22 protein-coding genes are annotated in these 26,490 nt (G+C 34.1%); 7 read left to right on the plus strand and 15 right to left on the minus strand.

Features of this window, described 5'->3' with window-relative positions; genetic code table 11:
- Positions 1-3: 3 nt before the first annotated feature.
- Positions 4-768, minus strand: a complete 765-nt coding sequence (locus tag BM088_RS10995) for a class II glutamine amidotransferase (protein WP_091983629.1) — start codon at positions 766-768, stop codon at positions 4-6.
- Between the two features lie 656 nt (positions 769-1,424).
- Between BM088_RS10995 and BM088_RS27215 the strand changes: the two genes are divergently transcribed.
- On the plus strand, positions 1,425-1,562 hold the full coding sequence (locus BM088_RS27215) for a hypothetical protein (RefSeq protein ID WP_177208020.1): 138 nt from the start codon (positions 1,425-1,427) through the stop codon (positions 1,560-1,562).
- A 77-nt stretch (positions 1,563-1,639) separates the two neighbouring features.
- On the opposite strand, the gene BM088_RS11000 is transcribed toward BM088_RS27215, so the two are convergent.
- Together BM088_RS11000 and tnpA are read right to left on the minus strand one after the other, a co-directional pair.
- Positions 1,640-1,954 (minus strand): hypothetical protein, encoded by a 315-nt coding sequence (locus BM088_RS11000; RefSeq protein WP_091983631.1) that lies wholly within the window; start codon positions 1,952-1,954, stop codon positions 1,640-1,642.
- Positions 1,955-2,099: 145 nt separating this feature from the next.
- Positions 2,100-2,342: an IS200/IS605 family transposase gene (gene tnpA, locus BM088_RS11005; protein WP_218156502.1), complete on the minus strand. Its 243-nt coding sequence runs from the start codon at positions 2,340-2,342 to the stop codon at positions 2,100-2,102.
- A gap of 358 nt (positions 2,343-2,700) precedes the next feature.
- Between tnpA and BM088_RS11010 the strand changes: the two genes are divergently transcribed.
- The gene (locus BM088_RS11010) at positions 2,701-3,948 is read left to right on the plus strand and encodes an IS4 family transposase (RefSeq protein WP_245763804.1); all 1,248 of its coding nucleotides are present in this window, start codon (positions 2,701-2,703) and stop codon (positions 3,946-3,948) included.
- Between the two features lie 9 nt (positions 3,949-3,957).
- Here BM088_RS11010 and BM088_RS27220 read toward each other — a convergent pair whose 3' ends face one another.
- Positions 3,958-4,110: a hypothetical protein gene (locus tag BM088_RS27220; protein WP_177208021.1), complete on the minus strand. Its 153-nt coding sequence runs from the start codon at positions 4,108-4,110 to the stop codon at positions 3,958-3,960.
- Positions 4,111-4,473, minus strand: coding sequence for a hypothetical protein (locus tag BM088_RS11015; protein WP_091983633.1), 363 nt, complete (start codon positions 4,471-4,473; stop codon positions 4,111-4,113).
- A gap of 541 nt (positions 4,474-5,014) precedes the next feature.
- Between BM088_RS11015 and BM088_RS11020 the strand changes: the two genes are divergently transcribed.
- On the plus strand, positions 5,015-5,866 hold the full coding sequence (locus BM088_RS11020; protein ID WP_091983635.1) for a hypothetical protein: 852 nt from the start codon (positions 5,015-5,017) through the stop codon (positions 5,864-5,866).
- A 179-nt stretch (positions 5,867-6,045) separates the two neighbouring features.
- Here the strand turns inward: BM088_RS11020 and BM088_RS11025 are convergent, their stop codons facing one another.
- The gene (locus tag BM088_RS11025; RefSeq protein WP_091983637.1) at positions 6,046-6,534 is read right to left on the minus strand and encodes an SRPBCC family protein; all 489 of its coding nucleotides are present in this window, start codon (positions 6,532-6,534) and stop codon (positions 6,046-6,048) included.
- Between the two features lie 1,156 nt (positions 6,535-7,690).
- Here BM088_RS11025 and BM088_RS11030 point away from each other — a divergent pair.
- Positions 7,691-9,571 carry a M6 family metalloprotease domain-containing protein gene (locus tag BM088_RS11030; protein ID WP_425439300.1) on the plus strand — a complete coding sequence of 627 codons (1,881 nt, stop codon included), beginning with the start codon at positions 7,691-7,693 and terminating at the stop codon, positions 9,569-9,571.
- Between the two features lie 283 nt (positions 9,572-9,854).
- Here BM088_RS11030 and BM088_RS11035 read toward each other — a convergent pair whose 3' ends face one another.
- Positions 9,855-11,489, minus strand: coding sequence for a peptide MFS transporter (locus BM088_RS11035; RefSeq protein WP_177208022.1), 1,635 nt, complete (start codon positions 11,487-11,489; stop codon positions 9,855-9,857).
- 125 nt (positions 11,490-11,614) lie between these two features.
- Here BM088_RS11035 and BM088_RS11040 point away from each other — a divergent pair, with 125 nt between their 5' ends.
- A complete protein-coding gene (locus BM088_RS11040) occupies positions 11,615-12,328 on the plus strand; it encodes an SIR2 family NAD-dependent protein deacylase (protein ID WP_091983641.1) in 714 nt (237 codons plus the stop codon).
- On the opposite strand, the gene BM088_RS11045 is transcribed toward BM088_RS11040, so the two are convergent.
- From BM088_RS11045 to BM088_RS11060, 4 genes are all read right to left on the minus strand, one after another.
- Positions 12,325-13,980 carry a response regulator gene (locus BM088_RS11045; RefSeq protein ID WP_091983643.1) on the minus strand — a complete coding sequence of 552 codons (1,656 nt, stop codon included), beginning with the start codon at positions 13,978-13,980 and terminating at the stop codon, positions 12,325-12,327. The two genes, BM088_RS11040 and BM088_RS11045, sit on opposite strands and share 4 nt — an antisense overlap.
- A gap of 190 nt (positions 13,981-14,170) precedes the next feature.
- Positions 14,171-15,712, minus strand: a complete 1,542-nt coding sequence (locus BM088_RS11050; protein ID WP_091983645.1) for a sensor histidine kinase — start codon at positions 15,710-15,712, stop codon at positions 14,171-14,173.
- A gap of 13 nt (positions 15,713-15,725) precedes the next feature.
- Positions 15,726-16,115, minus strand: coding sequence for a hypothetical protein (locus BM088_RS11055; protein WP_091983647.1), 390 nt, complete (start codon positions 16,113-16,115; stop codon positions 15,726-15,728).
- A 127-nt stretch (positions 16,116-16,242) separates the two neighbouring features.
- Complete coding sequence (locus BM088_RS11060) at positions 16,243-16,512, minus strand: acylphosphatase (protein ID WP_091983649.1); 270 nt, start codon at positions 16,510-16,512, stop codon at positions 16,243-16,245.
- A gap of 97 nt (positions 16,513-16,609) precedes the next feature.
- Here BM088_RS11060 and BM088_RS11065 point away from each other — a divergent pair, with 97 nt between their 5' ends.
- A complete protein-coding gene (locus BM088_RS11065) occupies positions 16,610-17,800 on the plus strand; it encodes a class I SAM-dependent methyltransferase (protein ID WP_091983651.1) in 1,191 nt (396 codons plus the stop codon).
- 91 nt (positions 17,801-17,891) lie between these two features.
- Here BM088_RS11065 and BM088_RS11070 read toward each other — a convergent pair whose 3' ends face one another.
- Positions 17,892-18,188, minus strand: a complete 297-nt coding sequence (locus BM088_RS11070; protein WP_091983653.1) for a PilZ domain-containing protein — start codon at positions 18,186-18,188, stop codon at positions 17,892-17,894.
- Between the two features lie 335 nt (positions 18,189-18,523).
- Entirely contained in the window at positions 18,524-22,477 is a 3,954-nt protein-coding gene (gene hrpA / locus BM088_RS11075; RefSeq protein ID WP_091983655.1) for an ATP-dependent RNA helicase HrpA, read from the minus strand.
- Between the two features lie 201 nt (positions 22,478-22,678).
- On the opposite strand from hrpA, the gene BM088_RS11080 reads away from it, so the two are divergent.
- Positions 22,679-23,728 carry a GGDEF domain-containing protein gene (locus BM088_RS11080; RefSeq protein WP_091983657.1) on the plus strand — a complete coding sequence of 350 codons (1,050 nt, stop codon included), beginning with the start codon at positions 22,679-22,681 and terminating at the stop codon, positions 23,726-23,728.
- Positions 23,729-23,818: 90 nt separating this feature from the next.
- On the opposite strand, the gene BM088_RS11085 is transcribed toward BM088_RS11080, so the two are convergent.
- Positions 23,819-26,095: an acyl-CoA dehydrogenase gene (locus BM088_RS11085; protein ID WP_091983658.1), complete on the minus strand. Its 2,277-nt coding sequence runs from the start codon at positions 26,093-26,095 to the stop codon at positions 23,819-23,821.
- A 68-nt stretch (positions 26,096-26,163) separates the two neighbouring features.
- A partial coding sequence (locus tag BM088_RS11090; protein WP_143085064.1) for a transposase occupies positions 26,164-26,490 on the minus strand: 327 nt, incomplete at its 5' end.

Raw genomic sequence — 26,490 nt, forward strand, 5'->3', positions numbered from 1 at the left:
TTTTTAGATCAGTTCACCCAGTTTAAATAACTTAAATTCGCCCTCTTCAATTTTATGCCAGTCTTCATTTTCGGTTAGAGGCCTTGTTGCAATAACAGTTACAACATCATTCGGAGTTGTTTCTTTTTGAAAATCGATGATCACATCAACATCTATCAAAGATGCTTTACCAAACGGTGCTCTTCGAGTGATCCAATGCAAATTATTACTACAATATGCTAATAAATGTTCACCGTCTGTTAGTAACATATTAAATACCCCTTTTGCCTTCAGTTGTGGCGCTAACTGTGCAGCATATAGAAATACAGGTGCCATATCTTGAGGTTTAACAGTAAATTTCTTACGTATCTCATCTAATAGCCAACAAAATGCTAATTCGCTATCTGTATCACCCACAGGCTGATAAAATTCAGGCTGTAAATCATCATAATCTGATAACTGACCATTATGTGCATAAGTTATTTCTTTCCCCCAAAGCTCTCTGGTAAAAGGATGCGTATTTTCTAAACAAACTTCCCCTCTGTTTCCCTGACGAATATGACTTATCACAGAACAACTTTTGATCGGGTAGTGTTTTACCAGTTTAGCAATTTCTGACTCACAACTTGGTAAAGGATCTTTAAAAGTACGACATCCTTTGCCTTCATAAAATGTAATGCCCCACCCATCTTTATGAGGCCCAGTATTACCGCCCCGCTCTAATAAACCTGAAAAACTAAAACAAATATCTGTTGGCACGTTTGCAGACATACCGAGAAGCTCACACATAAAACAAAAACCTTTTCAATAACAACTGGTTGAGCTTAAATAAAATACAAATCAATTTGACAGTGTCAGTTTCAATGTCAGTAATGATTTTTTAAGCATGGAAGAATTTAATTATATTTTGATATTCTCATACACATAGTTAAATAACAATTCTAGTTTAACCCACAATAGACCCTAACCTTTCTTCTAGACTCTAAGAGTGGCTTTTATATCCTAAAAATGTCACTTTTATAATTAGCGGCCCTGCTTCCACACTTATTCGCATGAGTTTTATATACCACAAAAAGATTAATATGATAAAGGTTAACAGTTACGAGGTGGTCTAATAATGCGGCCTACAAAGCAGCCCATTTGGTTAACGCAACATGCTAAGGGGATTTTGTTACGGTATGTAAAATCAAATCTAAAAATTTAACCAATAACTTTAATTCATTAACGTACAGCACTATACCTGAGCTTTAAACTCTTAAAAATTATTTTTTATGCAATATTAAACAATAAAGTAAATGAATTTGAGTTTTTTCAAATTAATAACATTTTTGCTAGTTTTATTGAGTATTAATTTAGGTACAGAATATTACAATATAGGAACACTTTCTAACAATTTTAATTTCATCAATATGCCATTATCGAGACTCACTGAAAAAGGAACGAAAATGAAACTTAAATTAAATAAAAAGAAAATTAAAAACTTATCAAAAGATAAACATTCTTTACCAGCGAATATGACACCTCAAGTTGCAGGTGGTATTTTGTGGCCTACAAGAGCCTTGCAATGTTTTGACCCTAGGTAATCACATTCGTTGATTAAAAAGCCTCGATTATTCGAGGCTTTTTTTCGTGCACAATAAAATAAGTTGTTTTGATGCACCTAAAGTACATCGACCAACAATTGTTTAGCCTTTGTAATATCCAAATCAGTATTTATATTCATTTCAAACAGACCCGTTTCAAAATGTGCTATAACTTCAAGCTTTGTAAATTCGTCATCTAAAATATGACCATCTTCCATAAAGCTTTTATCATGTGCTGAAAAAAGTTTTGTTCTCTCATTTTTTAATATGTGATCAGCAATTGAGGTATAACGAAAGGGAAAGCTTTCTGTGTAATAAATATAATGGTAGTAGCTAACTTTTAATGTCCAAGCAAACAGTATTGACCACACAATCCATTTAAACTTTTTCATAATCATTACCTTGATTAGTTTTAAATAAGCATAGCTGACAGAGCCTATTGTATTATTTGTTTACATTCATCATAAAAATATAAACGAGTTGAAACCCGCTGTTTCAATATACATTTTTTGACAGTGGTGTAATCGGCTGTAATATTTATAAAAGAGTCCCAATTGACTTCCGTGAACTTCTTACGACCATATGAATATGATCTTCTGGTATTTCTAATTCGACTATATCTATGTCGTAATCGTAATCGTAATCGTAACCAATTCTTTGAATTATAACTTTCATCGCTTCACGATAAAGATCAGAAAAAACTTTGTGTCGATACTTAGGTATCCACACAAAGTGATACATTAATCTAAAAACATGATGAGAATTTCTTTGAAGTTCCATGTAGTGGATACTACAGACTGAGGCAAGCTCACTCTACACTATCCAGCACGGGGGAAAGCCCCCTAGATTTTCGCTACGCTCTGTTAAAGTGTTTAAATAAAAGTGCAATTAAGGGATTTATGTTTTGCTCGGTTAAACCGAGCAGACTAATAAGCTAATTTGTTGCATCTAACTAGGCGGACGATTAACAACAACACCACCACCGCTATGTATTGATCAATGTCATTAACTTAAGCTTAAATTACTAATTTACAATAAGTTATCTAGTTGATAACCTAGCTATGAATTAAAAACATAGAGAAATAACCAATGAATTGTTCAGTATTTAATTCAAATAGTACGAAAGTTAACCAATAAAATTCATTCAACTGAATTTTTAGAAAATCATCGTAAAAAATCTACTGATTTCACTCGAAATCGCACGCTTACTTTTCCTCGTTTAATTAGTTTTATGTTGAACGCTCTCAATGGTTCAATTCAAGCTGAACTCGTTCGGTTTTTCAGTGTTATCGATGATAGCTACTTATCAACAAAGTCTGTTAGCACCGCTGCTTTTTGTAAGGCCAGAAAGAAACTATCTCATCAAGCATTTATTGAGTTAAATGATGATTTAGTGCAAGAGTTCTATAAAACTGCAACCATTAATACATGGCAAGGCCATCGACTGTTAGCTGTTGATGGTTCAGTCACACAATTACCTATCTCTGACGAACTTTTTGAGCATTTTGGTAAAGCACGTTCTCATGCTTTGATGCCTGCCGTTCGCCTTTCTCAACTTTATGATGTTAAAAATAATATTACCTTAGATTTGCAGGTAGAAAGCCACTCAACAGGAGAGCGTGAAATGGCGTTAAAGCATCTAAATAAAACTAAAATAGGTGACTTAGTCATTTATGACAGAGGTTATCCTGCCGTTTGGTTTTATAAATACCATATGCTAAAGAATGTTGATTTCTGCATGCGTATCGTTAAAAGCTCTAATATTGTTAAAGCCTTCTTAGAAAGTGGAAAATATAGTGATATCGTTGATTTTCCATGTACTGAGAAGTCTCTTCGTCGATGTAGAAAAGATAAAATATCGACAGAAACATTACGCTTAAGGTTAGTGCGAGTTGACCTGCCATCAGGTGAGCCAGAGGTTTTGGTTTCATCATTAACAGATCTGAAAGCTTATCCAACTTCTGTTTTCGCTAATTTATATCATCAACGATGGGGAGTTGAAGAAGATTATAAAGTATTGAAAAGTCGACTTAATATTGAGAATTACTCTAGTGTTTCTGTTGAAGGTATTTTACAAGACTTACATGCTAAGCTTTTGACGAAAAACCTTGCGGCTGCTGCAATTCATGATGCAAAACGAAAAATAGAGAAACCTAAAAACAAAAGGCTCTATGATTATAAAGTCAACTTCACCTTTGCGATAAATCAGCTCAAGGATAATGTTGTTCGGTTCACAATGAGGCTAGCTGATTTTGAATTATATGAACTATTGATAAATAAAATATCAAGGAATTTAAGTATTATTCGGCCCAATAGGAAGTTTGTTAGAAAAGACCGAAGATTCGTGCCAAATAAGTATTCAATGGGCTATAAACGTATGTGTTAAATCTTTAAGTTAATGACATTGATGTATTGATACAGGAGGGGGAGGGACTGTTGAGCCGCCACCGCTTTTTATTGATGCCGATGGAATTTGTAAAACAATAATACCGCCGCCAGTACCACTACCGGATACTTTTTTGAGATCTTCTAGATTTAATACTTTCATTTAAATTTCTTTTTTAGTTATTTGATTTTTACTTGGGCAATACAAGTAATCAGCTAGCATGGTTAGCTCCATATTCACTTGGGAGTTTCTACCTCCATTACTTTGGTTAACAAACACTTGGCTAGAAGCGCTTAAATTCTTATCTTTTTGAGTTATAACAACTGTATTGGCTTCAAATTTAGTAGCCCTTTTTTTATACCAATTAAAACATTTAGCCCCAGATAAACTGCATGCTTCCTGTACTTTATAAACACATTGAGTGTCAGGGGTTGAAGTTTCAATTCTTACGTATTCCCAATTTGGATATTTAGAGCTTGTACAAGCTGTAATTAAAATAATTAAGGGCAGCAATGTTTTTTTCATGTTCTCTCCTTAGTAAATGAATTTAGACCCATAATAGGTTTATTAAATTTTTTAGTGAGTCAGTTTAAGTTGTTTTGATGCACCTAAAGTACATAGACCAACAATTGTTTAGCCTTTGTAATATCCAAATCAGTCTCTATATTCATTTCAAACAGGCCAGTTTCAAATGAGCTATTATTCTAAGCTTTGTAAATTCATCATCAAAAATAAGACCATTTTCCATAAAGCTTTTAGCATGTCCTGCAAAGAGTTCTAACCTCTCATTTATTCATATGTAGAAATTGAGGCATAGTGAAAGGAAAGACTTCTGTGTAATGAATATAACGGTAATAGCCAATTTTAAAGCCTACAAAAACCATTTAAATAGTCTCATAATCATTCCCTTGATTAGTTTTAGATGAGTATAACTCATTTATTATTTTTTAGTTTTAACTATTTCACAAATAACTATATACACCGAAAATTCAGTATGTTAAGTAAAGTACCAACCCTTTACAACGCGATAGGATATAAACTCTTTTGTATAATAAGAGTATTACCTATGGGATATAAAATAGACAAACCTTATAAAGTTAGTGCGCACTATTTCACTAAGAATGAAGATCATGAAGCGACATTCATGAACACAAATGAACTGAAGGCAGGCGATATTTTATTAGCCCGCAAGCTCCAATTCAAAGACCTATCATGGACACAGCAACTTGCTACAAATGTTTTTGGTAAACTAGTTACATCTGATACAACATTAACTCATGCTCCTATCTCCTGGGGGCAGTTACCTACAAAAACATTCTACAATACCGTTCATGCAGCAATAGCAACAGGAAATGAAAATAATATTCTTGAGGTAGCAGGACAAGGAAAAAAACCAGCTACCGCCCATGGGTTATTTTTAGTATATCGATTTAATAAATCAGGATTGACTACAGATGGTGATTTGCTATCTGTACTTAGTGTATTACAAAATCAAAAGAAGTTTGAACCCAACGAAATACTCCCTCAATTAGAAAAGGTTGGGGAATTAATACCAAAGTATATATTTGATGAAGCAAATACAGCTATGCAAAATCCAGGTAAATACGGACTATTAAATGGGATAAAGACTGTTTTTAGTAAGCTTCCTGATACGATAGATCCAAATGAAATGAAAACAGACATAAATCAAGATAACATGATTTGTTCTGAATTCGTTTCTCAAATAATTAACATAGCCTATAGACGTGCAATTATTGAAGCATTTGAATTACCAGCAGATAAATATGACCAAAGAGTTCGCCTTTTACCTGATGCAACAGATAGGGTTCTCCCTGGAAGATTACATTATATAATGCAAATTTTACAAAAGTCATCATGGGACCTGAAAGGCTTCATAACCGATCTACCTCACAATTAAGCAGCAACATTATAATGACTTCAAAATGGTCAATTTCTTACATTAATCATTGAGTTTAATTGTAATGGTTCAGGCTTGATCTGACCGTTAACCATTTTAATATGGTGTTTGTCAGGCTAAATTTGAACCTCAACAATTAAGCTCAATGCTTCCAGTCAATCAGAATTGTTATTTCATTTTTATTGATAGCTTTTAAAAACTTTTGAGTAATTATCCATATTTACAGTTTCACCTGTTTCTAGCAGGTATTTCAATCCGAATAGATGTTTTACTAAACCCTTTCCCAATTGTCCTTTCATTAAGTAAATCATAAAACGAGGCGAAGTTGAGACTAAAGAGGTCATCTTCACTTCGGTTTTGTTGATATCAATTGAAGATAGTTCATAGATAGCAGACATGTCTTGTAAAAATGGAAGGTTATGAGCGTAAACTTCAACTTTAAAACTTTTCATCTCATTTACTTCAGTTATTTTTTCAACCACATATAATTTTTCATCAAACATGCAATGCCTAGCGCTATTTAGTTCACCTTTAGTAGCATGACCTATATAGTTAGATGCCGTCATGGTTGGGTTGTGTATATGTATATCACCATACTGACTAAACAATACTTTCCATACTTTTTCTACAGAGGCGTTAATCACCTCTTTAAATTCTGATTTTTTCATTTTAATTCTCTCATCGTGGTATTTCGGTGTTATTTTTCCACTACTGCCAATTTTTAATAATAGATAATTACACGAGAATAAAACTCATATTTTCATATCTAAATTCCTCGCGTATGCAACAAATTAGCGCCTCATTGACCCGGCTTGCCATCATAAATTCCAACCAATTCAATAAACTTCTTATAAAGTCTTTTTACTTTTTTGCATAGAAGCAATATTAAAATCAATCATCGTTCTATTACTTTCAAGTTCCTTATTACAGGAAGATTTCTGCTGAAATGCAAAATAGTCACATTGCCAGAAGGTCATTATTTAAGTTGATAAAATTGACTTATGCTCTATTTGTTCAAAATGAATAATAGAATTTATTCGATGCTTTCATGTTTTTATCCCAAGAACGCAATTGTCCATTTTTATTATTTAATATCCAATAAATTAATAGCGCTTTATTGTATCTGATCTCTACTGACGCATTATGTCAGTAGAGATCAGATGTTTTGATTAAAGCTGGACTTTAATTTACAAATAAAAAATTAATAAGTATCTACTGCACATTTATGTTTCAGATGTGATCAAAGCTCTGAAATTTAAACTAAACAAAAAGAAAATCAAAAACCTGTCAAAAGATAAAAAGTCTTTACCAGCTGATATGACAAATCAAATCGCAGGTGGAGATATGTGGTCTACAAGAAACGTGCTATGTTATGGACCGCGATAATCTAGTTCATTGATTAAAAAGCCTCGATTGGTCGGGGCTTTTGCGTATAAAATTTTATTTATCGGGTATTTACAGCTAATTGTATATAGTTCGCCTCTTAACTTCGTAACTGTACTTGCGCAGAATATTCATCATATACTTGCTTTGATCCTTTAGTAATTAGCTTTAGATTAAATTTTTGTAAACCTTCCTCTGCCATATAAATTTACGCTTAATTTTTTAACCCTGCTTGATTCTCCCTTACTCTTTCTTAGTTATCTCTTACAAAGAGTGAAACTAATCTTTACATTTGTTTACTAATCAACCAAACAAAATATTGCTTTATTTAAACATAAAATTAACAATTAATTTACCTAAAACGATACAGCATTCAATATATAGAATGTTTTATTTTTTAAACCCTAGAAAAACAACATTAAGTATAATATTTGAGGAACAATGATGAAAATTTCAAACTTGATAAAAACCTCTGCTTGTTTACTTGTTGCAAGCCAAATAGCCCAAGCAGCTATCCCATATAAAAATACGACATATCAGTTTACACAACCTAATGGTGATCAAATCACATTAAGTATTAATGGTAATGATTATTACGCAGAGCAAAGAACACTATCAGGTGAACTCGTCATATTTGATAATGAGTTAAATGGTTTTTCTTTTGCAAAAGTATCAAATGATGGTGAAAGTATTGTATCTGAAAAGCGCTTAGTAACTCAAAAAAATGCTGTTTTAAAAAGTACTTCACATGTCAATAAACTTACACTTAAAAAGACAATCTCAGAAGAAGCAAGGCAGCGTATTGTTTTAAAAAATAAGCATATATTTTTAAATAAACAAGAACAAAAAACCTCATTTAAAAGTGCAGCAATGCAGTTACCTGGACAAGTTCAAGGGTTAACTATCATAATTCAATTCCCAGATGAACTCGGCACAATCTCACAAAACCAAGTTAATGCATTTTTAAATAACGTACCTTATACCGAATTTGGTAATGCACAATCTGTTCGTGGTTATTTTTTAAATGTATCTAATAACAAGCTTGATTATAAAAACACAGTAACCCGCTATTATACTGCTAAAAAAAATAAATCTTATTATGCCGATAATAGATATAGCTCATCGGTACGTTCACAAGAGTTGATTTCAGAAGCACTCAATTGGTTAGAATATACAGAAGGTTTTGATTTTTCGACTTTATCCACCAATAGTTCAAAGCAAATCAGAGGGCTTAATATTTTTTATGCTGGTGACTCTGATAGCGCATGGTCTAAAGGTTTATGGCCACATATGGCACGTTTAAGTCCCAGATTTTGTGCCGATAATGTATGTACAGATAGATATCAAATTACCAACATGGGAAATAACTTAGCCATAGGTACCTTTATTCATGAAAGTGGCCATTTATTAACAAATTGGCCTGATCTTTATGATTATGATGGTTCATCAGAAGGCTCTGTTGCAAGCTTTGGTGTAATGGGATACGGTGCAATTGGTCAGCAAAACAAATTTAAGCCCACACCTCCCGTTGCACATTTTAGATATTTAGCCGGTTGGGATACTGTGACTGAATTAAATCCAGCCATAAATAACCAAGCCCCAAAAGGTCGGTTAACCCATATATCAGGGTCAAATACATCTTATAAATGGACAAATCCTTCAAATGCAAATGAAGCATTTTATATTGAAGCTATTCATCAAAGTGAACAAAATCAATATCAACCAGATCAAGGGCTCGCAATTTGGCATGTTGATACGGCAGGCTCTAATTCAAATGAATGGCATCCATATATACAAATGGAGCATGCTGATGGTGATCGCGATCCAGAAAATAACCGTAACCGCAGTGACAATACTGACTTATTTGATGGTCAACAAACCCATAGTTTTGATAAAGTTACTCCCAATGCATATACCAGTAAAGGCACGAATGCGACTTGGTGGAATGGCTCAGACTCAGGCTTGTCAATCAGCGCCATTTCAGATCCTGCGACACAAATTTCATTTGATATATCAACAGTACAGCCTCCCAGTGGGGAGATTTACACAGGATCTTTATCTGAAAAAGGGCAAGATATTCATCCCGACGGGCGCTGGTTTCAATATTCAGGCGGCTTAATAAAACTCGATTTACTCGGCCCAAATAATACTGACTTTGACTTAAAACTCGAGCGCTGGAATGGGAGTTGGGCACAAGTTGATATTTCAGAATCACCAGACTCTCAAGAGTCAATTCAATATCAAGCAAATGATGGGTATTACCGAATTATCGTTTTATCATATTCAGGTGCAGGAAATTACACGCTTACTGTAAATAAGTAAACTTTAATTGAATCATTAAAATGTTCATTAAAGCGTACAAATTTTAATTAAATCGCATTCTTACTTTTTGGGTGAAATATCTCAAGTATTTCACCCACACTATACTTATACAAGTCAGTATATTTGAGGTATAAAAAGATGGAATCCGTTGTAGCACTTATTGGCTTAGTGATATTTACAGTAGCATTATATTTTTCAATGAAAATCTGGTCACGTTTTTTTAAAAAACAACTCCAACATAGTTAACTTTTGAGGTAAGTTAACTATATCAATAATACATTTCTTAACGTATGCCATGCATAGCACGCTTTAATATAGGTGAAATTAATAATAATAAAACACCACAACCGACTCCTACCCACATCAAAAATTCAAAAAGTTGTGTATAAGTAACGACCGCATCAGTAATATTAATACTTTCACTGCCATTGGTTTCAATTGCAGCGAGTTTACCTAAACGCATCGCTACTGTTTCCGATAATGCAGTTGCTAAAAACCAAACCCCCATTGAGAGGCCAACAACCCTATGAATAGCCAGCTTAGTTACAGCTGATAAACCAACAGGAGATAAACATAACTCCCCCGTCGTATGAATTAAATAGGCTAATACCAACCACCATAAACTTATTTGTCCCGCTTCATTTGGAAATTGTGCCCCCAATACCAAAACACCAAAACCTAAACCCGCTTGTATTATACCTAAGGCAAATTTTACGGGAATATTAGGGTTAAGGTTATATTTATCAAGCTTTACCCAAAGTGCCGCAAATGGTAATGCTAATAATATAATAAACCCCGCATTAAGAGAGCCAAATTGCCCTGCTGCTATTTCTATTCCAGCGATATTGCGATCTACAACACGGTCCGCAAATAACGTCATAGATCCTGCAGCTTGCTCAAATAAAGCCCAAAATACAATTGTTGAAAAAATCAAAACCATCAGTACTATCATTTGCTGCATTTCTTCTTTTGTGCCCTTGAGCACGGCATAGGTAATTAACCCAACACCTGATACCACAAGTAAAAACTGCTGCGCAGCAAAAACCATAGGTTCATGTTGTATCACTAACCAAAAAAGTGAAAGACTTAAAATAGAAATCAAATAAATTAAGTGTTCTCGACTGAGGGGACCAAAGATTTTTTCATGTAAAACTTCTGGAAACTCAGGTTCAGCAAGACCTTTTAAATATTTGTTTCCTTTAATAAATGTCAATAAACCAAAAAACATACCAATGCCAGCAGCACCAAAACCATAGCCCCATCCAAAAGTTTCACCTAAATAAACACAAATAATTGTTGCCATAAAAGACCCTAAGTTAATGCCCATATAGAAAATAGTGAAGCCTGAGTCTCTACGAGGATCATCTTGAGCATATAATTGCCCCACTATGGTTGAAATGTTAGGTTTTAAAAATCCAACTCCTACAACAATTAAAGCTAATGCAAAATAAAAAACATTTAGCGCTGCTACATCCTGAATTTTAACCGTTTGCGTTAACTTTGTGCCCGCAAGTATAACCGTACCATCATTAAGAGTAAGATCAGACTCAAGCAAAGTGCCTGCAACATACTGCACTGCTTGATGACCTTCTACAGCCATCAATAAATGGCCTAAACATAATAAAATACCACCAAACAATACAGCCTTTCGCATACCTAAGTAACGGTCGGCTAACATGCCTCCAATAACGGGAAGTGCGTATACTAAACCTGCATAAGCGCCTAAAACTTCTAATCCTTCGCCATCAGAAAACAAATGATATTTTGTGACATATAATAACAACAAATATTTCATGCCATAAAATGAAAAACGCTCCCATAATTCAGTAGCAAAACATACATACAAACCTTTGGGGTGACCAAATAGCTCATCTTGACTCATTTGTGTATTCTCTGATGTTACCGTTGTTTGTTCCATAAACTATCCAGATATAAGCTAAAGAAAGTCGTATTTAAGAAGTATAGGAAAAGTATCTTTAAATACCTATTTTCAAAGTGATATGATCTGGATAGACTTTTCTGGATGAATAAAAAAAATAGGTTATGACAACGCTATATATTACAGGTGCAGGTGTGAGTGCTCAAAGTGGCATCCCGACTTTTCGTGGGGAAGATGGGTTTTGGACCATAGGAAGTAAAAACTATACACCTCAGCAAATGGCAACACGTGCTATGTACGAAGAAAATCCTGGGGAGTTTTTACTTTGGTATTACCATAGGTTTGTAACTTATCGAAATTATGGCCCAAATGAAGTGCACTACTGGTTAAATGATAAGCAACTGATCACGCAAAACATAGATGGCTTAGATGCAAAAGCAGGAAATAAAGATTATATTTCTATTCATGGACGTATTAATGAAATGACTTTATTTCATGAACAAGGTGAAGCTGTAAAACGTTTACATGCGCCTTGGGAACACATAGATGAAACAAATTTAACAGCTTCGCTTTTAGACTTATTTAAAATTAGTAAAAAAGGCCCAGAGCTTAATGTGTCATTAAAGCCATACGTATTATTATTTGATGAACTTTACACTGAGTTATACCAAATAACGCAAGCACAGCAATATATGTTACAAGCCAGTCGCATTATATTTATAGGAACCTCTTTTAGCGTAAATATCACTCAGATGGCGATTGAAATAGCGCGAAAAAAAAATATTCCCATTGAAATTGTAGACCCACAACCTTGTCATATTTTACATGCAAATGTTACTTATCATTCAATGACTGCAAGTGAGTATATTGCTCTTTAACTCACTGAGTCTTTTGATACTGAATCTTTTGCTACCGAAATTGCAGACAATTTTTTTCTTAGGTCTAACATACGTTGAAAATGTTCATTTTTTCTAGGTAATTTATTTAACTGCACCATAAGCTGATTTGCACGTGTTAAATGATTTTGAAAATCATCATGCTGAACAGATTTTAATAATGCTTCAATTAAGTTTAATTTAATGCTGACATGATTAGGGTAACGACTTAGAATTAATGAAAGTTCTGTTACTGCATCTTGGTAATTTTTTTGATTATAATGCTTAACAGCTATTTTTATTACTGTTAATGTTTCTGCTTTACCTTGTTGACTTAATGGCGCTTGTAAAAATTGATCTACTTTTAACATAAAAACATCATCATTTTTATGTTTTTCAACAAGATCTAATAGTATTGGTTCTGCCTTTTCATCTATCTGAAAATGCATATAAGCTTTCGCAAGTTCTAATGCGATGTATCGGGGTAAATCTCCCTCTAATAAATCACATAAATTGGCTGATTCTTGCAGTGCTTTTGTGGCATTGTGTTTATCTTTATTGGTAAAAAATAAACACGCAGATGCCAATGTTGTTAAAATTTTATTTTCAGAATTTTTAAAATCTCGATTGATATTCGTCAGCTCTCTAAATACTTGCTGAGTCAGCTTATTAATATCCAGTTCATCCGTTAAATCGGAATAATCAGACATTGCTCGGGCAAAGTTCAGACCATTTTTTGGCGTATGATGAATTGAATTTTTTGATAAATCTAACGTTTTCTTATACGCAGTAATGGCATTATCATAATTTGTATTTTGTTCACACACACTGGCATATTCTTGTATTAAACTGACTGATCTTGGCGAAGTTTCTATCGCTTTTTCAAGTGTACTTTTTGATAATTCAAAATCCCCCTGCATTTTATAATTTTTAGCTAACCACTCATACCCTGGAATATATAGCGGGTTTTCTAATAATAATTTTTTAAATACATGTGTCGCTTTATCAAATAAACGATATTCCATATACACTTTGCCTAAACCTATAGCAGCCCATAAGCAATTTGCATCATTTGTATATCGTTCACAAATCTCCTCTGTTGCAGCAAACTCCCCTAACTTAAATAACTGTTGTGATTTTATTTTTAAACAGTCCTGACGGTAATTTGTATCCTGCATGAGATGCGCATCGCATAAAGTCAAAACTAATTCAGAATTTGCATTATCTAAAGCAAGATATATTTCTGAAAGTGCAGCTTTTTTATCCATTGTTTGTATTAATCGGCGTAAAAGCTCTTTTGTAGTGAAAGGTTTTGTTAAATAGGTATCTGGTTTATGCTCCATCGCACACAATACCATTTCTTGACTAGACTCAGCGGTTATCATTATTACGGTACATGTACGTTTTATGAGACCATTAACCCTGAGTTCTTCAAGCGTCTGCTGCCCATTTTTTTTACCTTCACCAAGATCATAACCTAAATAAATAATATCATAATCATGATCTTTACAATTTGATAAGGCATCAAAACTATTGCGAACACAATCTACTTGCCCAATGCCAAGCTTCATGGTGGAATTTTTAATTAAATCGCGGAAAACTTTATAACTTTCAATAATTAATGCTTTTTTTGTTGAAAAATCTATATCTAACATCTTTAAATCAATTTACCGCTGGGTTATGGCTCTAAAGCATTGTGTAATCGTTATTTCATTATAATAAAATAGTACTACTATCTAATTTTAAAGATTAAACGCCAATGAATATTTAAGCAAGTAATAGATTTCATGCCTCTAGTATTATTTGAGGGTTAAGTTTACACACAAGGATATACATGTGTATTCATCATTTGTTATGTTTTTTACATTCACTTGCACCTTTAAAAGTAATTGTAAAAGTTGAGCCAAAGCCCACCGTACTTTCAAAATGTATGCTAGCAGTCATATGTTCAACTAACATCTTAACGAGAGGTAGGCCAATCCCCATACCCGTTATGCAGTTTTTTTTTGCATAATCAAGCCTTACAAAAGGCTCAAATATACACTTATCATCCTCTATACTAATACCGACACCCGAATCTTTAACAGATAATTCAACTGAACCAACAGAATTCTTTAAAGCACTAATCTCAATGAAGCCATTATCTTTATTATATTTAACCGCATTAGTGAGTAAATTAATAAGTACTTGCCTTACTCTACCCATATCAGCCAAAATAACGAGGTTATTTTCTTCATAATCAATCGTGATATTTCGTTCTTCAGTAATCGGTTTTATCATAGCAATACTCGATTTTATAATGTCATTTAACTGACAATTATCTATGACGACTTCAAGTTCATCTTTACTTGTATTTACGACGTCTATTACATCATTCACCAGCATAGACAAATGTACCCCCGCACTATAAATTTGATTCGCCAACAATAAGTTTTGACTTTGACTTGGTCCGATACACGTTTTTAAAACTTGAGAACCCGCTAAAATGGCATTTAAAGGCGTATTTAGCTCATGGCTTATTTGAGACATAAATTCAGTTTTCACTTCATTTGCACGCTCTGCTTCTAATTTGGCACGTTGCAAATCATGGGTTCTTAGTTTTACTTTCTCTTCTAGTATTAAACGCGATTTAATAAGTTCAATTCTGGCATCGGCCAAATTTTTTAGCATATCTGAAAAAGCATTTTCTATTATCGTAAGTTCATTTTCTCGTTTATTTTTTAAATCTATTTTAAGTTCATCTAAGTCATCAAAGTTTACATTTTCAATTGCCTGAACCAACTTATTCAAAGGCGTTAGTAAAATGCGTTTTCCAACCCAGAAAAACAATAACCATAAGGCAATTGTTTTTATAACCGCATTAATAATTAATAAAATTATTCCAATTTTAACTCGGTCAATAATCACGGATGAATTCGAATAAAGCGTAGCTGTACCTACTTTTCTTGGTTCTCCTCTAAATACATAATGAATCGGAAACTGATACGAAAAAACATCTTTATATTCATTTTCTAAAATAAATAAGCCCATACCATGCGCATCATATTTTTTTTGTTGACCACTTTTAGTTTTTACAATGCCAATTGCTTTATAGTTTTGTTCTTTTTTTTCTATTTTAACGCCTATTATAATCGGAATAGCCATCATGCCATTAAGGGTATTCATTACTTGTTCGTCATCCAAATTCCATATTCCAGCACTTAAAACAGGTTCAAATATTTGCTGGTTTATAGCGAGTTCATTTTCTACTGATTGGCGTGTATGCTGATATTCTATTGATATTTGAATGATTGTAATAGTAAGTGCAACAATGCAGTAAAACCCAAAAACAATTTTAATCAATTGTGTTGCAATTGAGTTTTTTTGTAGAAATTTAATTGGTTTCATTGTGAGCTATGTTTCATTGTTCAATGGTCGCAAAGCCATCATTTATATATTTCATTAAGGCTAAATATAAAAATATGTGCCACCTCATGCTTTGCATATCAATTACAGCACTTGAATGCACCATGCGATCAAGCATTGTTAACATCATAACTTGCGAAACTTCAACTTGGGTATTGTCTATCTCCTGAAATCTCCCCCCTTGGTTTTTATTCGTAGAAAAAGAGTAATGCGTTTTAAATCCATAAAAATTAAAGCTGCACCCTAAAATATGAGCAAAAATAATCTGACTAACCCAATTATAAATAGTGAAACTATTAAGTTGCTGGTTTTTTATAATGTCAGCTTGACTGATTTGGGGAAATAAAGATAAAAGTCCCAAAAAAATAACTTTTTTATTGTTCATAATCTAAGTCATTTGTATGAATGGATACCATTTAAGTAAAGCACTTATTTAATACATATCAACTAAACCCAGATTAACAATCAAGCTACAAGTCCCAATTTTACTGACCTAAATGAAAGTGATTTTTCTATCGGGTTTCAAACTGATTAAACTGCTGAAATTCAATATATTGCCAATTTATATTATCAACTACCGCCAATTCAGGTCCTTGAGACAAAAAAGTAATGAGGTGTAAGAGATCATTATCACTACCCGTTGCCATCACTTCAACATCACCATTTGATAAATTTTTTGCGTATCCTTTAATATTGAGATTTTGTGCTGCTTCTTTTGTTGATGCCCGAAACCAAACTCCTTGCACTTTTCCTGAAACAACTGCTTTAATACTTTTATTCATGATTTTCTCTTTATTATTTCTAAATAGCACACTAAAATTAGCGGCTTTAATTTAAAGCAATAATATACTCAGTTTAAAATGAGTATTTGGAAACCTTATGTCGTCAATCCTATTTTTACAAGCTGGTCGAGAAAAATCTTTAAAACGCAAACACCCTTGGATTTTTTCAAAAGGTATTAAGAAAATTAAAGGTAAACCAGGATTGGGTGACACAGTTGAAATTCAAGACTCAAATGGCAATTATTTAGCAACAGCGGCTTATAGCCCACATTCACAAATTCGTGCGCGAATTTGGACTTTTGATAAAAACGAAACCATAGATCAGGCTTTTTTTGAAAAGCGTATTCGACGTGCATTATTTGCCAGAGAAGACGCAATAAAACAAGGTGGACTAACAGGCTTTAGATTAATTGCTGCCGAGTCAGATTCGATTCCAGGCGTTACTATAGATAAATTCGATAATTATTTAGTTGGACAATTTTTAAGTGCTGGAGCTGAGCGACATAAAGGTGACATTGTACAAGCATTACGTAATGTATTTCCTGATTGTAATATTTATGAACGTTCAGATGTAGAAGTGCGTAAAAAAGAAGGGCTAGAACCAATAACAGGCGTACTTTGGGGAGTTGAACCACCTGAAGTTGTCGTAATCGAAGAAAATGGTTTAAAAATTGAAGTTAATATTAAATCCGGCCATAAAACTGGATTTTACTTAGACCAACGTGACAGCCGTGCCGCATTAGAGCGTTTTGTAAAAGATAAAACCGTTTTAAACTGTTTTTGCTACACAGGCACTTTTGGCTTATATGCACTGCGAGGTGGCTGTGAGTCTGTAACAAATGTTGATGTGTCTCAACCTGCACTTGATACTGCAAAACGTAATGTTGAACTAAATGAACTTGATTTAAACAAAGCTAATTTTGAAAAACAAGACGTATTTAAGTTGTTACGCCAGTACCGCGATGAAGGCAAAAAATTTGATACTATTGTTATGGATCCCCCTAAATTTGCTGATAATAAAGCTCAGTTAACAGGTGCCTGTCGTGGCTATAAAGATATCAATATGATTGCAATGCAAATTTTAAAACCTGGCGGCACACTACTGACCTTTTCATGTTCTGGTTTAATGGAACAAAACTTGTTTCAAAAGGTAGTTGCCGATGCTGCACTAGATGCAAATAGAGATGTATTATTTATGGAGCGCTTAAATCAGGCTGCGGATCATCCTATCGCAGGCTTTTATCCAGAAGGGTTTTACTTGAAAGGATTAATTTGTAAAGTTTTTTAGTCATATATCGAATTCGGGGCAATAAAATAGATAATTTACACTATTTTTTACCCCGCTATCCCAACTAATAAAAATTACTGTGTGATTTTTATTAGTTCATTTCAATAAACTCTAAACCAATTAAATACTCTTGTGACTCAAGACTTGTGCATCGAATAACCTTTGCGATTGCATCAAGAGAAGGAACGCCATTATTTGTTGAGTCTACTTTAATTTTAAGCTCAGTATTAACCTCTAATGGTTCATCTAACTCTATAGACATACCTGTTGCGCTTAAATCACGACAAACTCCATCTAATTGGCGACCTGACTCCGAATCAAGTAAATTAATTTGAACCTGAGCATTTACCATCATTCTGAAAAAATTACGTTTATCTTCGTACAACATACTGCTCCATGCTCCATTAATATCGTTATTTTTCTTATAATGACTTAAAAATCCCTAAAACACAGATTTAAAAGCAATTGGTATATTCTAAGTTAATGAGATGAAAAAAAAATGCAAGCCTTATTAAAAATATATACCGAAACCATTTCAAGATACGAGTTTTAGGACTGCGAAGCAATTCATAAACTAGGTGCACCTACGTATTAATGATTGACTCCTTGAAAGATAGTAGGCCGACAATATGCTCCTGCATTGTTCATGTACCAACATCCATGTTAGTAACAACAAGCATGGTTTTCTCAGAAGTCATAATATTAATAAGGTTAATTATAAACTCACTCTAACTCTTTAATTGCATTCACAATACGTTTTGCCGAAATAGGATAAGGTGTGCCTAAAGTTTGAGCAAAAAATGACACTCTCAATTCTTGCTGCATCCAAAAGATATCCTCTAGCACTTGAGGCATTTTGACCTCTTTAGGTATATTTTTTGTTTGAGCTTTATAAAGTTCCGCCAATTTATCTAGCTCTAATATACACAACCTGTCTCGATTCACATCCACTCGAAGTTTTTCCAACCTGCGTTCAATGGCATTAAAGTAACGAATTAAATCTTTCATTTTATGTGCGCCAAACTTACTAATAAAACCTTTAAAAATAAGATTTTGCAATTGAGATTTAATATCACCATGCGCGTTTATTAAAGATAAATCAACTCGTCCTTTTAAACGTTTGTTTACACTATGAGCAAGTCTCAATACCTGTTCAGCATCGATGGCAATTTTTACAACAGTTTCATCTAAGTTCGCCCTTACATGTTCTTTCATATTTTCAAAGTCATCTGAGGTGCGAATAGAATTATCACGATTCAATTCATCACACAGTTTATCAACACCTGCTGCAATACAATCATCAATTAACTCATTAACTTTACCAAATGGGTTAAAATATAAGCCCAACTTTGCCTTGTTCGGTAATTTTTGTTGCAGATATTTAATTGGTGAGGGTACATTTAATAATATTAAACGACGTAACCCCAAATTATGCGCTGTAATTGCTTTTTCTTCAGAGTCAAATAACTCAATAGATGTACTGGATTTTTTATCTACTAATGCAGGAAATGCTTTAATTTCGTAACTCCCCTGCTTTTTTACATAAGACTGAGGTAATTCACCAAAACTCCACTGCGTAATATCAGACTGCTCTATGCCTTTATCTGCCACTTTAGACAAGGTTGCACTCACTTTACCTTGTAATTGTTGTTTTAGCTTTTCAAGATCTGTACCACGTGCTAATAATTTATCTTTATCACCGCGTACTTCAAATTGAATGCGTAAATGTGTTGCAAGTGCATCATAATCCCATGCTTGAGCGTCAATTTTAACACCACTCATACGTAATAATGGCTTAGTGATGGCTTCGATAAAACGCCCTTGCATAGGCTCTATATCACTCATAACCGCATCAGCATAGTTCGGAACAGGCACAAAATTTCGTCTGATTGTTTTTGGTAGCGATTTTAATAAAGCACAGATCAGCTCATGTCGAAATGCAGGGATGTGCCAGTCAAATCCTGTCGCTTCAACCTGATTTAACAGTGCTAATGGAATTTGCACTGCCACACCATCTATCTCATTACCAGGATCAAAATGATAACTCAGCGGTAAAATAATATTATTCTGCTGCCAAGTGTCTGGGTGTTCATTATCTGTGATATGTTCCGCTTGATGTTGCATTAAATATTCACGGGTCATATGCAAAAAGCGTTTTTGTGTTTGCTTTTGTTTTTTCCACCAAAGATTAAAGTCAGCACGATTGTTGATATGTTCAGGTAATCGTTCACTATAAAATTCATACAGGGTCTGTTCATCAACTAAAATATCACGCCGCCTAGCTTTATTTTCTAAGCTTTGAATTTCATCAACTAAATTTTGATTAAACTGTAAAAAGCCTTCATTTTGACCAAGCTCTTGCCCAACTAAAGCGGTGCGAATAAATAAGTCTCGACACACTTTTTCATCAATTTTGCTATAAATGCACTTACGTTTATTAACTATTACTAAGCCATATAAAGTTTGTTGCTCAAATGCCATAACACAGCCAGGTTTCTTCTCATAATGAGGTTCGCTATAGCTACGTTTTACTAAATGTGACGCAATTGACTCTAACCATTTAACATCAATTTTGGCATTAATGCGCCCATACAGTTTAGAAGTTTCAACCAACTCTGCCGACATCAGCCATTTTGGGCTTTTCTTAAATAAACTCGAACCAGGAAAAACATAAAACTTGGAGTTTCGCGCACCTAAAAACTGACGGTCTTCATCTTTAAAACCAATATGACTTAACATGCCAGACAACAGCGCTTTGTGTATTACTTCACCATCTGCATTTGTTTGATTAACTTTAAAACCCATTTCCTGACAAATAGTGATTAATTGATAAACAATATCTTGCCATTCACGCACACGCATATAAGCCAAAAATTCTTTTTGACATAAACGACGAAATTGATTTCGGTTTAACTCAGTTTGTTGTTCATCTAAATAGCGCCACAAATTTAAAAAAGCAACAAAATCTGAGTCTGGATCACTAAAGCGATTATGTTTCTCATCACTGGCTTGTTTTTTATCTGATGGGCGTTCCCTTGGATCTTGAATAGACATTGCAGCAACAATGACAATCACTTCAAATAAACCGCCTTCATGTGCTGCGGTTAATACCATTTTTGCTAAACGTGGATCGACAGGTAACCGGCTTAAATCACGGCCACTTTTTGTGAGTTTTGTTACATTATTTTTTGATGCATTGCGTTCTTTTTTATTTGAAATCGCTTTAAGCTCTTCTAATAACGTTAAACCGTCATTGATATTTCGACTATCTGGTGCTTGTAAAAATGGAAACTTATCCATATCTCCCAAGCCCAAGGAAATCATTTTTAAAATAACAGAAGCTAAATTAGTGCGTAATATTTCAGGATCAGTAAATTCAGGACGCCCCGTAAAGTCTTCTTCTGAATATAATCGAATACACACACCCGCTTCTACACGACCACAACGCCCTTTTCTTTGATTTGCACTAGCTTGTGAGATGGCTTCTATGGGCAATCTTTGTACTTTAGTACGCGCGCTATAACGACTGATCCGCGCGGTACCTGGGTCAATAACATACCGTATACCAGGAACCGTTAGAGAGGTTTCAGCAACGTTAGTACTCAATACGATACGTCTACCACTGTGGCTTGAAAAAATACGATTTTGTTCTGCGTTCGATAAACGAGAATATAAAGGCAAAACTTCGGTATGACGTAAATTTCGTTTAATTAATGCATCAGCGGTATCACGAATTTCTCGCTCACCATTCATAAAAATCAAGATATCTCCTGGACCTTCATGCATTAATTCATCAACGGCATCAAAAATACCTTGAAGTTGATCGCCCTCACCTTCTGACTTTTTATCATTATCTTTAATACTATAATCAGAAATCGGATTATAACGAACTTCTACAGGATAAGTCCGTCCTGAGACTTGAATAATCGGTGCATTATTAAAGTGCCTTGAAAACTTTTCAGGATCTATCGTTGCCGACGTGATAATTACCTTTAAATCCGGGCGTCTGGGCAGTAATTCTTTTAAATAACCTAAAATAAAATCGATATTTAAGCTACGTTCATGTGCTTCATCAATAATGATCGTATCATATTGATTTAAAAATTTGTCCTGCTGAATTTCTGCAAGTAAAATACCGTCAGTCATCAACTTTATATAAGTTTGCTCTGTAACTTGATCGCTAAAACGAATTTTATAACCAACCTGTTGACCAAACTCAGTATTTAATTCTTGTGCTATACGACTCCCCACACTTCTGGCAGCTAGTCGTCTTGGTTGTGTATGACCAATATACCCAGCAATTCCTCTACCCAACTCTAAACAAATTTTAGGTAATTGTGTGGTTTTACCTGAGCCCGTTTCCCCCGCTAAAATCACCACCTGATTATTGGCAATCGCTTCTTTTATTTCGTCTTTCTTTTGACTAACAGGTAAATTTTCTGGGTAGGTAATTTTAGGGATATTCTGTGCTCTAATGTCTCGCGCTAATATGCTTTCTTCGATTGATTGTTGAATTTTAGCCAGTGCATCAGATTGTTTAATTTCATCTTTTATTTTTTTAATACCATCGATGCGGCGTTTAAAAAAGAACTGATCTTTTTTAAGACAATTATTTAGCTTTTTATATAATTTGTTACACACATCACGGCTATTTAGTTTTTGTGACTCAGACGACATTCAAGTTTCAGCTTTCAATCAAAAAAGGACGTAGATATTAACAAAATTTCTCTTTTACGAATAGCAGATTTTCTTAACTCTTTAAATTCATATAAGGACACAATTCCTCTTTGCCATTTTCTTTAATTTGAACTTTAAATAATTGAACTATACTGAATTTTATACAGCTTGTTCTCAATAACAAGACAAAAGGATACATCAGTGAACTACACGGATAAAACACTTTTAGAGCGGATGAAAATAACAAAAATAGAGATCCTTGAACGTCTCAATATACTGGGCCTTCATGATGAGGAAATAAGGTTACTTTCAAAAAGTAGACCTTTTATCGAAACAAAGATAGAACACATAATTAATACCTTTTATCAAAAACAAATCAGTAACGATGAGGTCGCAGCTTTAATTGGCGATTCAGATACGCTTGTCCGATTAAAAGAAGCACAACACGCTTATATCTTAGACTTGTTTTCTGGTAAATATGATGCAGATTATGTCAATAACAGATTAAGAATAGGCATGGTGCATAAAAGAATTGGAGTTGACCCAAAGCTATACCTTACTGCTCTATCTGATCTTAAATATATAATAATCCCAATACTGATAGAAAATATAACGAATACTGAAACAACTATTAGAGCATTAGACAAATTACTCACATTTGATGCGACCTTAGTATTTGATACCTATATAGATAGCATCGTAAGTGAAGTTGTGTCTTCAAAAGAAAAATTAGAAATATATGCACATAATTTAGAAAGAAAGTCTAAAGAATTTGAGCGACTTTCAAAACTTGATTCCATGACAGGTTTGTATAACCGACGTGCTATGCAAGATATGTTAAATAGAGAACTTATTGTTTCAAAAAGACGAAAGTCCAACTTATCTTTAGCCTATTTTGATATTGATGATTTTAAAAACATCAATGATTTAGAGGGGCATAATAAAGGTGATAAAGTAATTATCTTTATTAGTTCACTACTACTGAACCAAACAAGAGAAGTTGATATTCCTTGTAGAGCAGGTGGAGACGAGTTTTGTTTAATTTTACCTGAGTGCAATACAATAAACGCAAAAAATATATGTACAAAAATATTAGCAAAATTTATTGAAAATTATCCTAATTATAATTTAAGCATAGGTATTGCAGATACAGGCAATAACTATGCATTAAAAGAATATGACCTTATAAAATCAGCTGACAGCAAGATGTATAAAGCAAAAAAAGAAAACGCTCAAAAAATTCAAATTTGAATGAGAAAGCCCCTTCTTTATGCTATTCCACGTTAAAACATATTTATATCGTTCTTAAACGCTCACCTTGAAGTTACGAGGCTATTATCTCTAAAGTGCATTTTTTGCAAAGTTATCAACTGAAATAGCTGACATTCTTAATTCATTTGCAGCTAACATTTTCTCAGCTTCATGTTCTGTAATTAATTCAATTGATTTTGCTTGTTCTATCATTTCAGTCATAGATAAATTAGCTTCAAGCTTTTCTTCTTTTTTAGCTAATTGTAATTTACTAAATAAAGCTTCACATTGATGCATAGCCAAAAATGCATTTTCCATAATATGCATACCACCACTATCACCTTCATGACATAAATGACTTAATCTATTTCTCATTACTCCAGGTTGTAACATATGCGTGCAAACATCTTTGCAGGTATCATCCATAACCTGTTGGTAGTGATTCCCCCAAGGGAATACCAAACGTTTTAAAATAAACGAGAATATTTTTGATGGGAAATTTTCAAAAAAGCCATCAAATGCTTGCCCAATTTGATACAAACAATGTTCAAGTGAATAATGAACAAAGGGTAAATCGGCTTGCTGACGCCCTTCATCTTCGTAACGTTTAAGTACTGATGAAGCGATGTATAGCTGGCTTAAAACATCTCCTAGCCTTGCAGATATCATTTCTCTACGCTTTAAGTCCCCCCCTAAACGTAGCATGGCTACATCTGTGCAAATTGCAAGGGAACGGCTCATTCGTGTTAACTGTTTATAATACTTTGCTGTAGGTCCACTGACGGGAGCCTTACAAAATATAGACTGTGTTAAACCATGTCCTATTGCAGCACCAGCATTTGTTAAAGCAAATAAAATATGTTTTGTAAGTAAATCATCAAACGTCTGTAAGCCTTTATCAAAGTCGTCTTCATTAGCAGCAAACATTTCTTTTAAAACATATGGATGACATCGTGTTGCGCCTTGACCAAAAATCATTAGATTACGCGTTAATATATTCGCACCTTCTACCGTAATCGAGATAGGCATGCCCATATAAGCATGACCTAAATAATTATTAGGACCCAGCTGTATGCCTTTGCCTCCATGAATATCTAGCGCATCATTGATAATTGTCCGACTCATTTCTGTCATGTGATATTTTGCAATAGCCGTAACAACAGACGGACTGATTTTCAAATCAATTGCACCTGCTGTCATAGTACGCATTGCTTCTAAGCTATATGTAAACCCCCCTATTCTAGCTAATGACTGTTGCACACCTTCAAATTGACCAATAGATAAACCAAATTGTTTACGTACATAAGCATATGCCCCCGTCATTTTAGAGCAAACATGTCCGGTAGCAGTTGCTAATGCAGGTAGTGAAATGCCACGTCCCGCGCTTAAGCATTCCACTAACATACGCCAGCCTTTTCCCGCAAAATCGGGGCCGCCGATGATCCAGTTCAAAGGAATAAACACATCTTTACCATAGGTTGTACCATTCATAAATGCCATTGCCATCGGATTATGACGTTCACCAATTTCAACACCTTTATGATCTGTAGGGATCAAAGCACACGTGATCCCTATATCTTCTTGCTCACCTAGCAAGCCATCAGGATCGTACATTTTAAAGGCTAAGCCTAAAACACTGGCAACAGGCGCTAAAGTGATATACCTTTTTGACCAGTTAAGTTTAATGCCTACAACAGTTTCACCATTAATTTCGCCTTCACAGACAACGCCAGTATCAGGAATACTGCCCGCATCAGAACCCGCTTCAGGCCCTGTAAGAGCAAAACAAGGCACTTGTGAACCATTTGCTAATTGAGGCAACCAATATTCTTTTTGTTCTTCGGTGCCATAGTGCATTAATAATTCACCTGGACCTAAACTATTAGGAACCATAACAGTCACAGCTGCACTTAAACTTCGTGTTGCAATACGCGATACTATGGTTGAGTTTGCTATCGCTGAAAAGTCTTTACCCCCGTAACTTTCAGGAATAATCAAAGAGAAAAAACCTTCATTTTTTAAATATTGCCAAACCTCAGGGGGTAAATCTTTTGTTTCATGCACTATTTTATAATCATCTAACATATTGCATAGTGTATTAACTTGATTATTTAAAAATGTATTTTCTTTTTCTGATAATGAAGGCTTTGGATAATTGTGCAAAACTTGCCAGTCTGGTGAGCCTTTAAATAACTCACCATCCCACCAGATATCTCCAGCTTCCATCGCTTCTCGCTCAGTTTGAGATAGTGGAGGTAAAATGCGTTTAAAAATTTTAAAAGCAGGACGAGTTAGCAAACTTATTCTGATATCTTTAATTAAAAACATAACAATAAGCGTTGCTATTAATAATAAAAAAATTGACATTCAAAACTTCCTTTTATTAATCTAGTTTTGATTAAATACATGATTTTAGTTTAGGGGCTGTTGATCTTTCACATTGGCAGCCAAATCATTGCACACGCCAGTGCTAGCATACTTTCAAACTGTAACTTTAATTTATCATATCTTGTAGCTATAGCACGGAAGTGTTTCAGTCTTGCAAATGCATTTTCAACTAAGTGCCTATATTTATATAAGCACCAATCTATATCTCCATTACCCGTTTTTGAGTTCTGCTTTCTGGGGATCACAGGGCTTGAATTTCTCTCTCGAACTTTATTTCTAATCGCTTCACTATCATAGCCTTTATCCGCGATAACAAAATCACCTTGAGGCAATAATTCAATCAACTCATTTGCTACTTTACTATCATGAACATC

It is taken from the genome of Pseudoalteromonas denitrificans DSM 6059, assembly GCF_900112265.1.
Lineage (GTDB): Bacteria > Pseudomonadota > Gammaproteobacteria > Enterobacterales > Alteromonadaceae > Pseudoalteromonas > Pseudoalteromonas denitrificans.

What these genes read in the sequence shown, in the direction of transcription:
- BM088_RS11040 (WP_091983641.1), top strand. Translation starts at nt 11,615, where the DNA reads ATGACAACGCTATATATTACAGGTGCAGGTGTGAGTGCTCAAAGTGGC.
- BM088_RS10995 (WP_091983629.1), bottom strand. Translation starts at nt 768, where the DNA reads ATGTGTGAGCTTCTCGGTATGTCTGCAAACGTGCCAACAGATATTTGT.
- BM088_RS11060 (WP_091983649.1), bottom strand. Translation starts at nt 16,512, where the DNA reads ATGAATAAAAGTATTAAAGCAGTTGTTTCAGGAAAAGTGCAAGGAGTT.
- BM088_RS11065 (WP_091983651.1), top strand. Translation starts at nt 16,610, where the DNA reads ATGTCGTCAATCCTATTTTTACAAGCTGGTCGAGAAAAATCTTTAAAA.
- BM088_RS27215 (WP_177208020.1), top strand. Translation starts at nt 1,425, where the DNA reads ATGAAACTTAAATTAAATAAAAAGAAAATTAAAAACTTATCAAAAGAT.
- BM088_RS11070 (WP_091983653.1), bottom strand. Translation starts at nt 18,188, where the DNA reads ATGTTGTACGAAGATAAACGTAATTTTTTCAGAATGATGGTAAATGCT.
- BM088_RS11000 (WP_091983631.1), bottom strand. Translation starts at nt 1,954, where the DNA reads ATGAAAAAGTTTAAATGGATTGTGTGGTCAATACTGTTTGCTTGGACA.
- BM088_RS11085 (WP_091983658.1), bottom strand. Translation starts at nt 26,095, where the DNA reads ATGTCAATTTTTTTATTATTAATAGCAACGCTTATTGTTATGTTTTTA.
- tnpA (WP_218156502.1), bottom strand. Translation starts at nt 2,342, where the DNA reads ATGGAACTTCAAAGAAATTCTCATCATGTTTTTAGATTAATGTATCAC.
- BM088_RS11030 (WP_425439300.1), top strand. Translation starts at nt 7,691, where the DNA reads ATGATGAAAATTTCAAACTTGATAAAAACCTCTGCTTGTTTACTTGTT.
- BM088_RS27220 (WP_177208021.1), bottom strand. Translation starts at nt 4,110, where the DNA reads ATGAAAGTATTAAATCTAGAAGATCTCAAAAAAGTATCCGGTAGTGGT.
- BM088_RS11055 (WP_091983647.1), bottom strand. Translation starts at nt 16,115, where the DNA reads ATGAACAATAAAAAAGTTATTTTTTTGGGACTTTTATCTTTATTTCCC.
- BM088_RS11025 (WP_091983637.1), bottom strand. Translation starts at nt 6,534, where the DNA reads ATGAAAAAATCAGAATTTAAAGAGGTGATTAACGCCTCTGTAGAAAAA.
- BM088_RS11020 (WP_091983635.1), top strand. Translation starts at nt 5,015, where the DNA reads ATGGGATATAAAATAGACAAACCTTATAAAGTTAGTGCGCACTATTTC.
- BM088_RS11045 (WP_091983643.1), bottom strand. Translation starts at nt 13,980, where the DNA reads ATGTTAGATATAGATTTTTCAACAAAAAAAGCATTAATTATTGAAAGT.
- hrpA (WP_091983655.1), bottom strand. Translation starts at nt 22,477, where the DNA reads ATGTCGTCTGAGTCACAAAAACTAAATAGCCGTGATGTGTGTAACAAA.
- BM088_RS11035 (WP_177208022.1), bottom strand. Translation starts at nt 11,489, where the DNA reads ATGGAACAAACAACGGTAACATCAGAGAATACACAAATGAGTCAAGAT.
- BM088_RS11015 (WP_091983633.1), bottom strand. Translation starts at nt 4,473, where the DNA reads ATGAAAAAAACATTGCTGCCCTTAATTATTTTAATTACAGCTTGTACA.
- BM088_RS11050 (WP_091983645.1), bottom strand. Translation starts at nt 15,712, where the DNA reads ATGAAACCAATTAAATTTCTACAAAAAAACTCAATTGCAACACAATTG.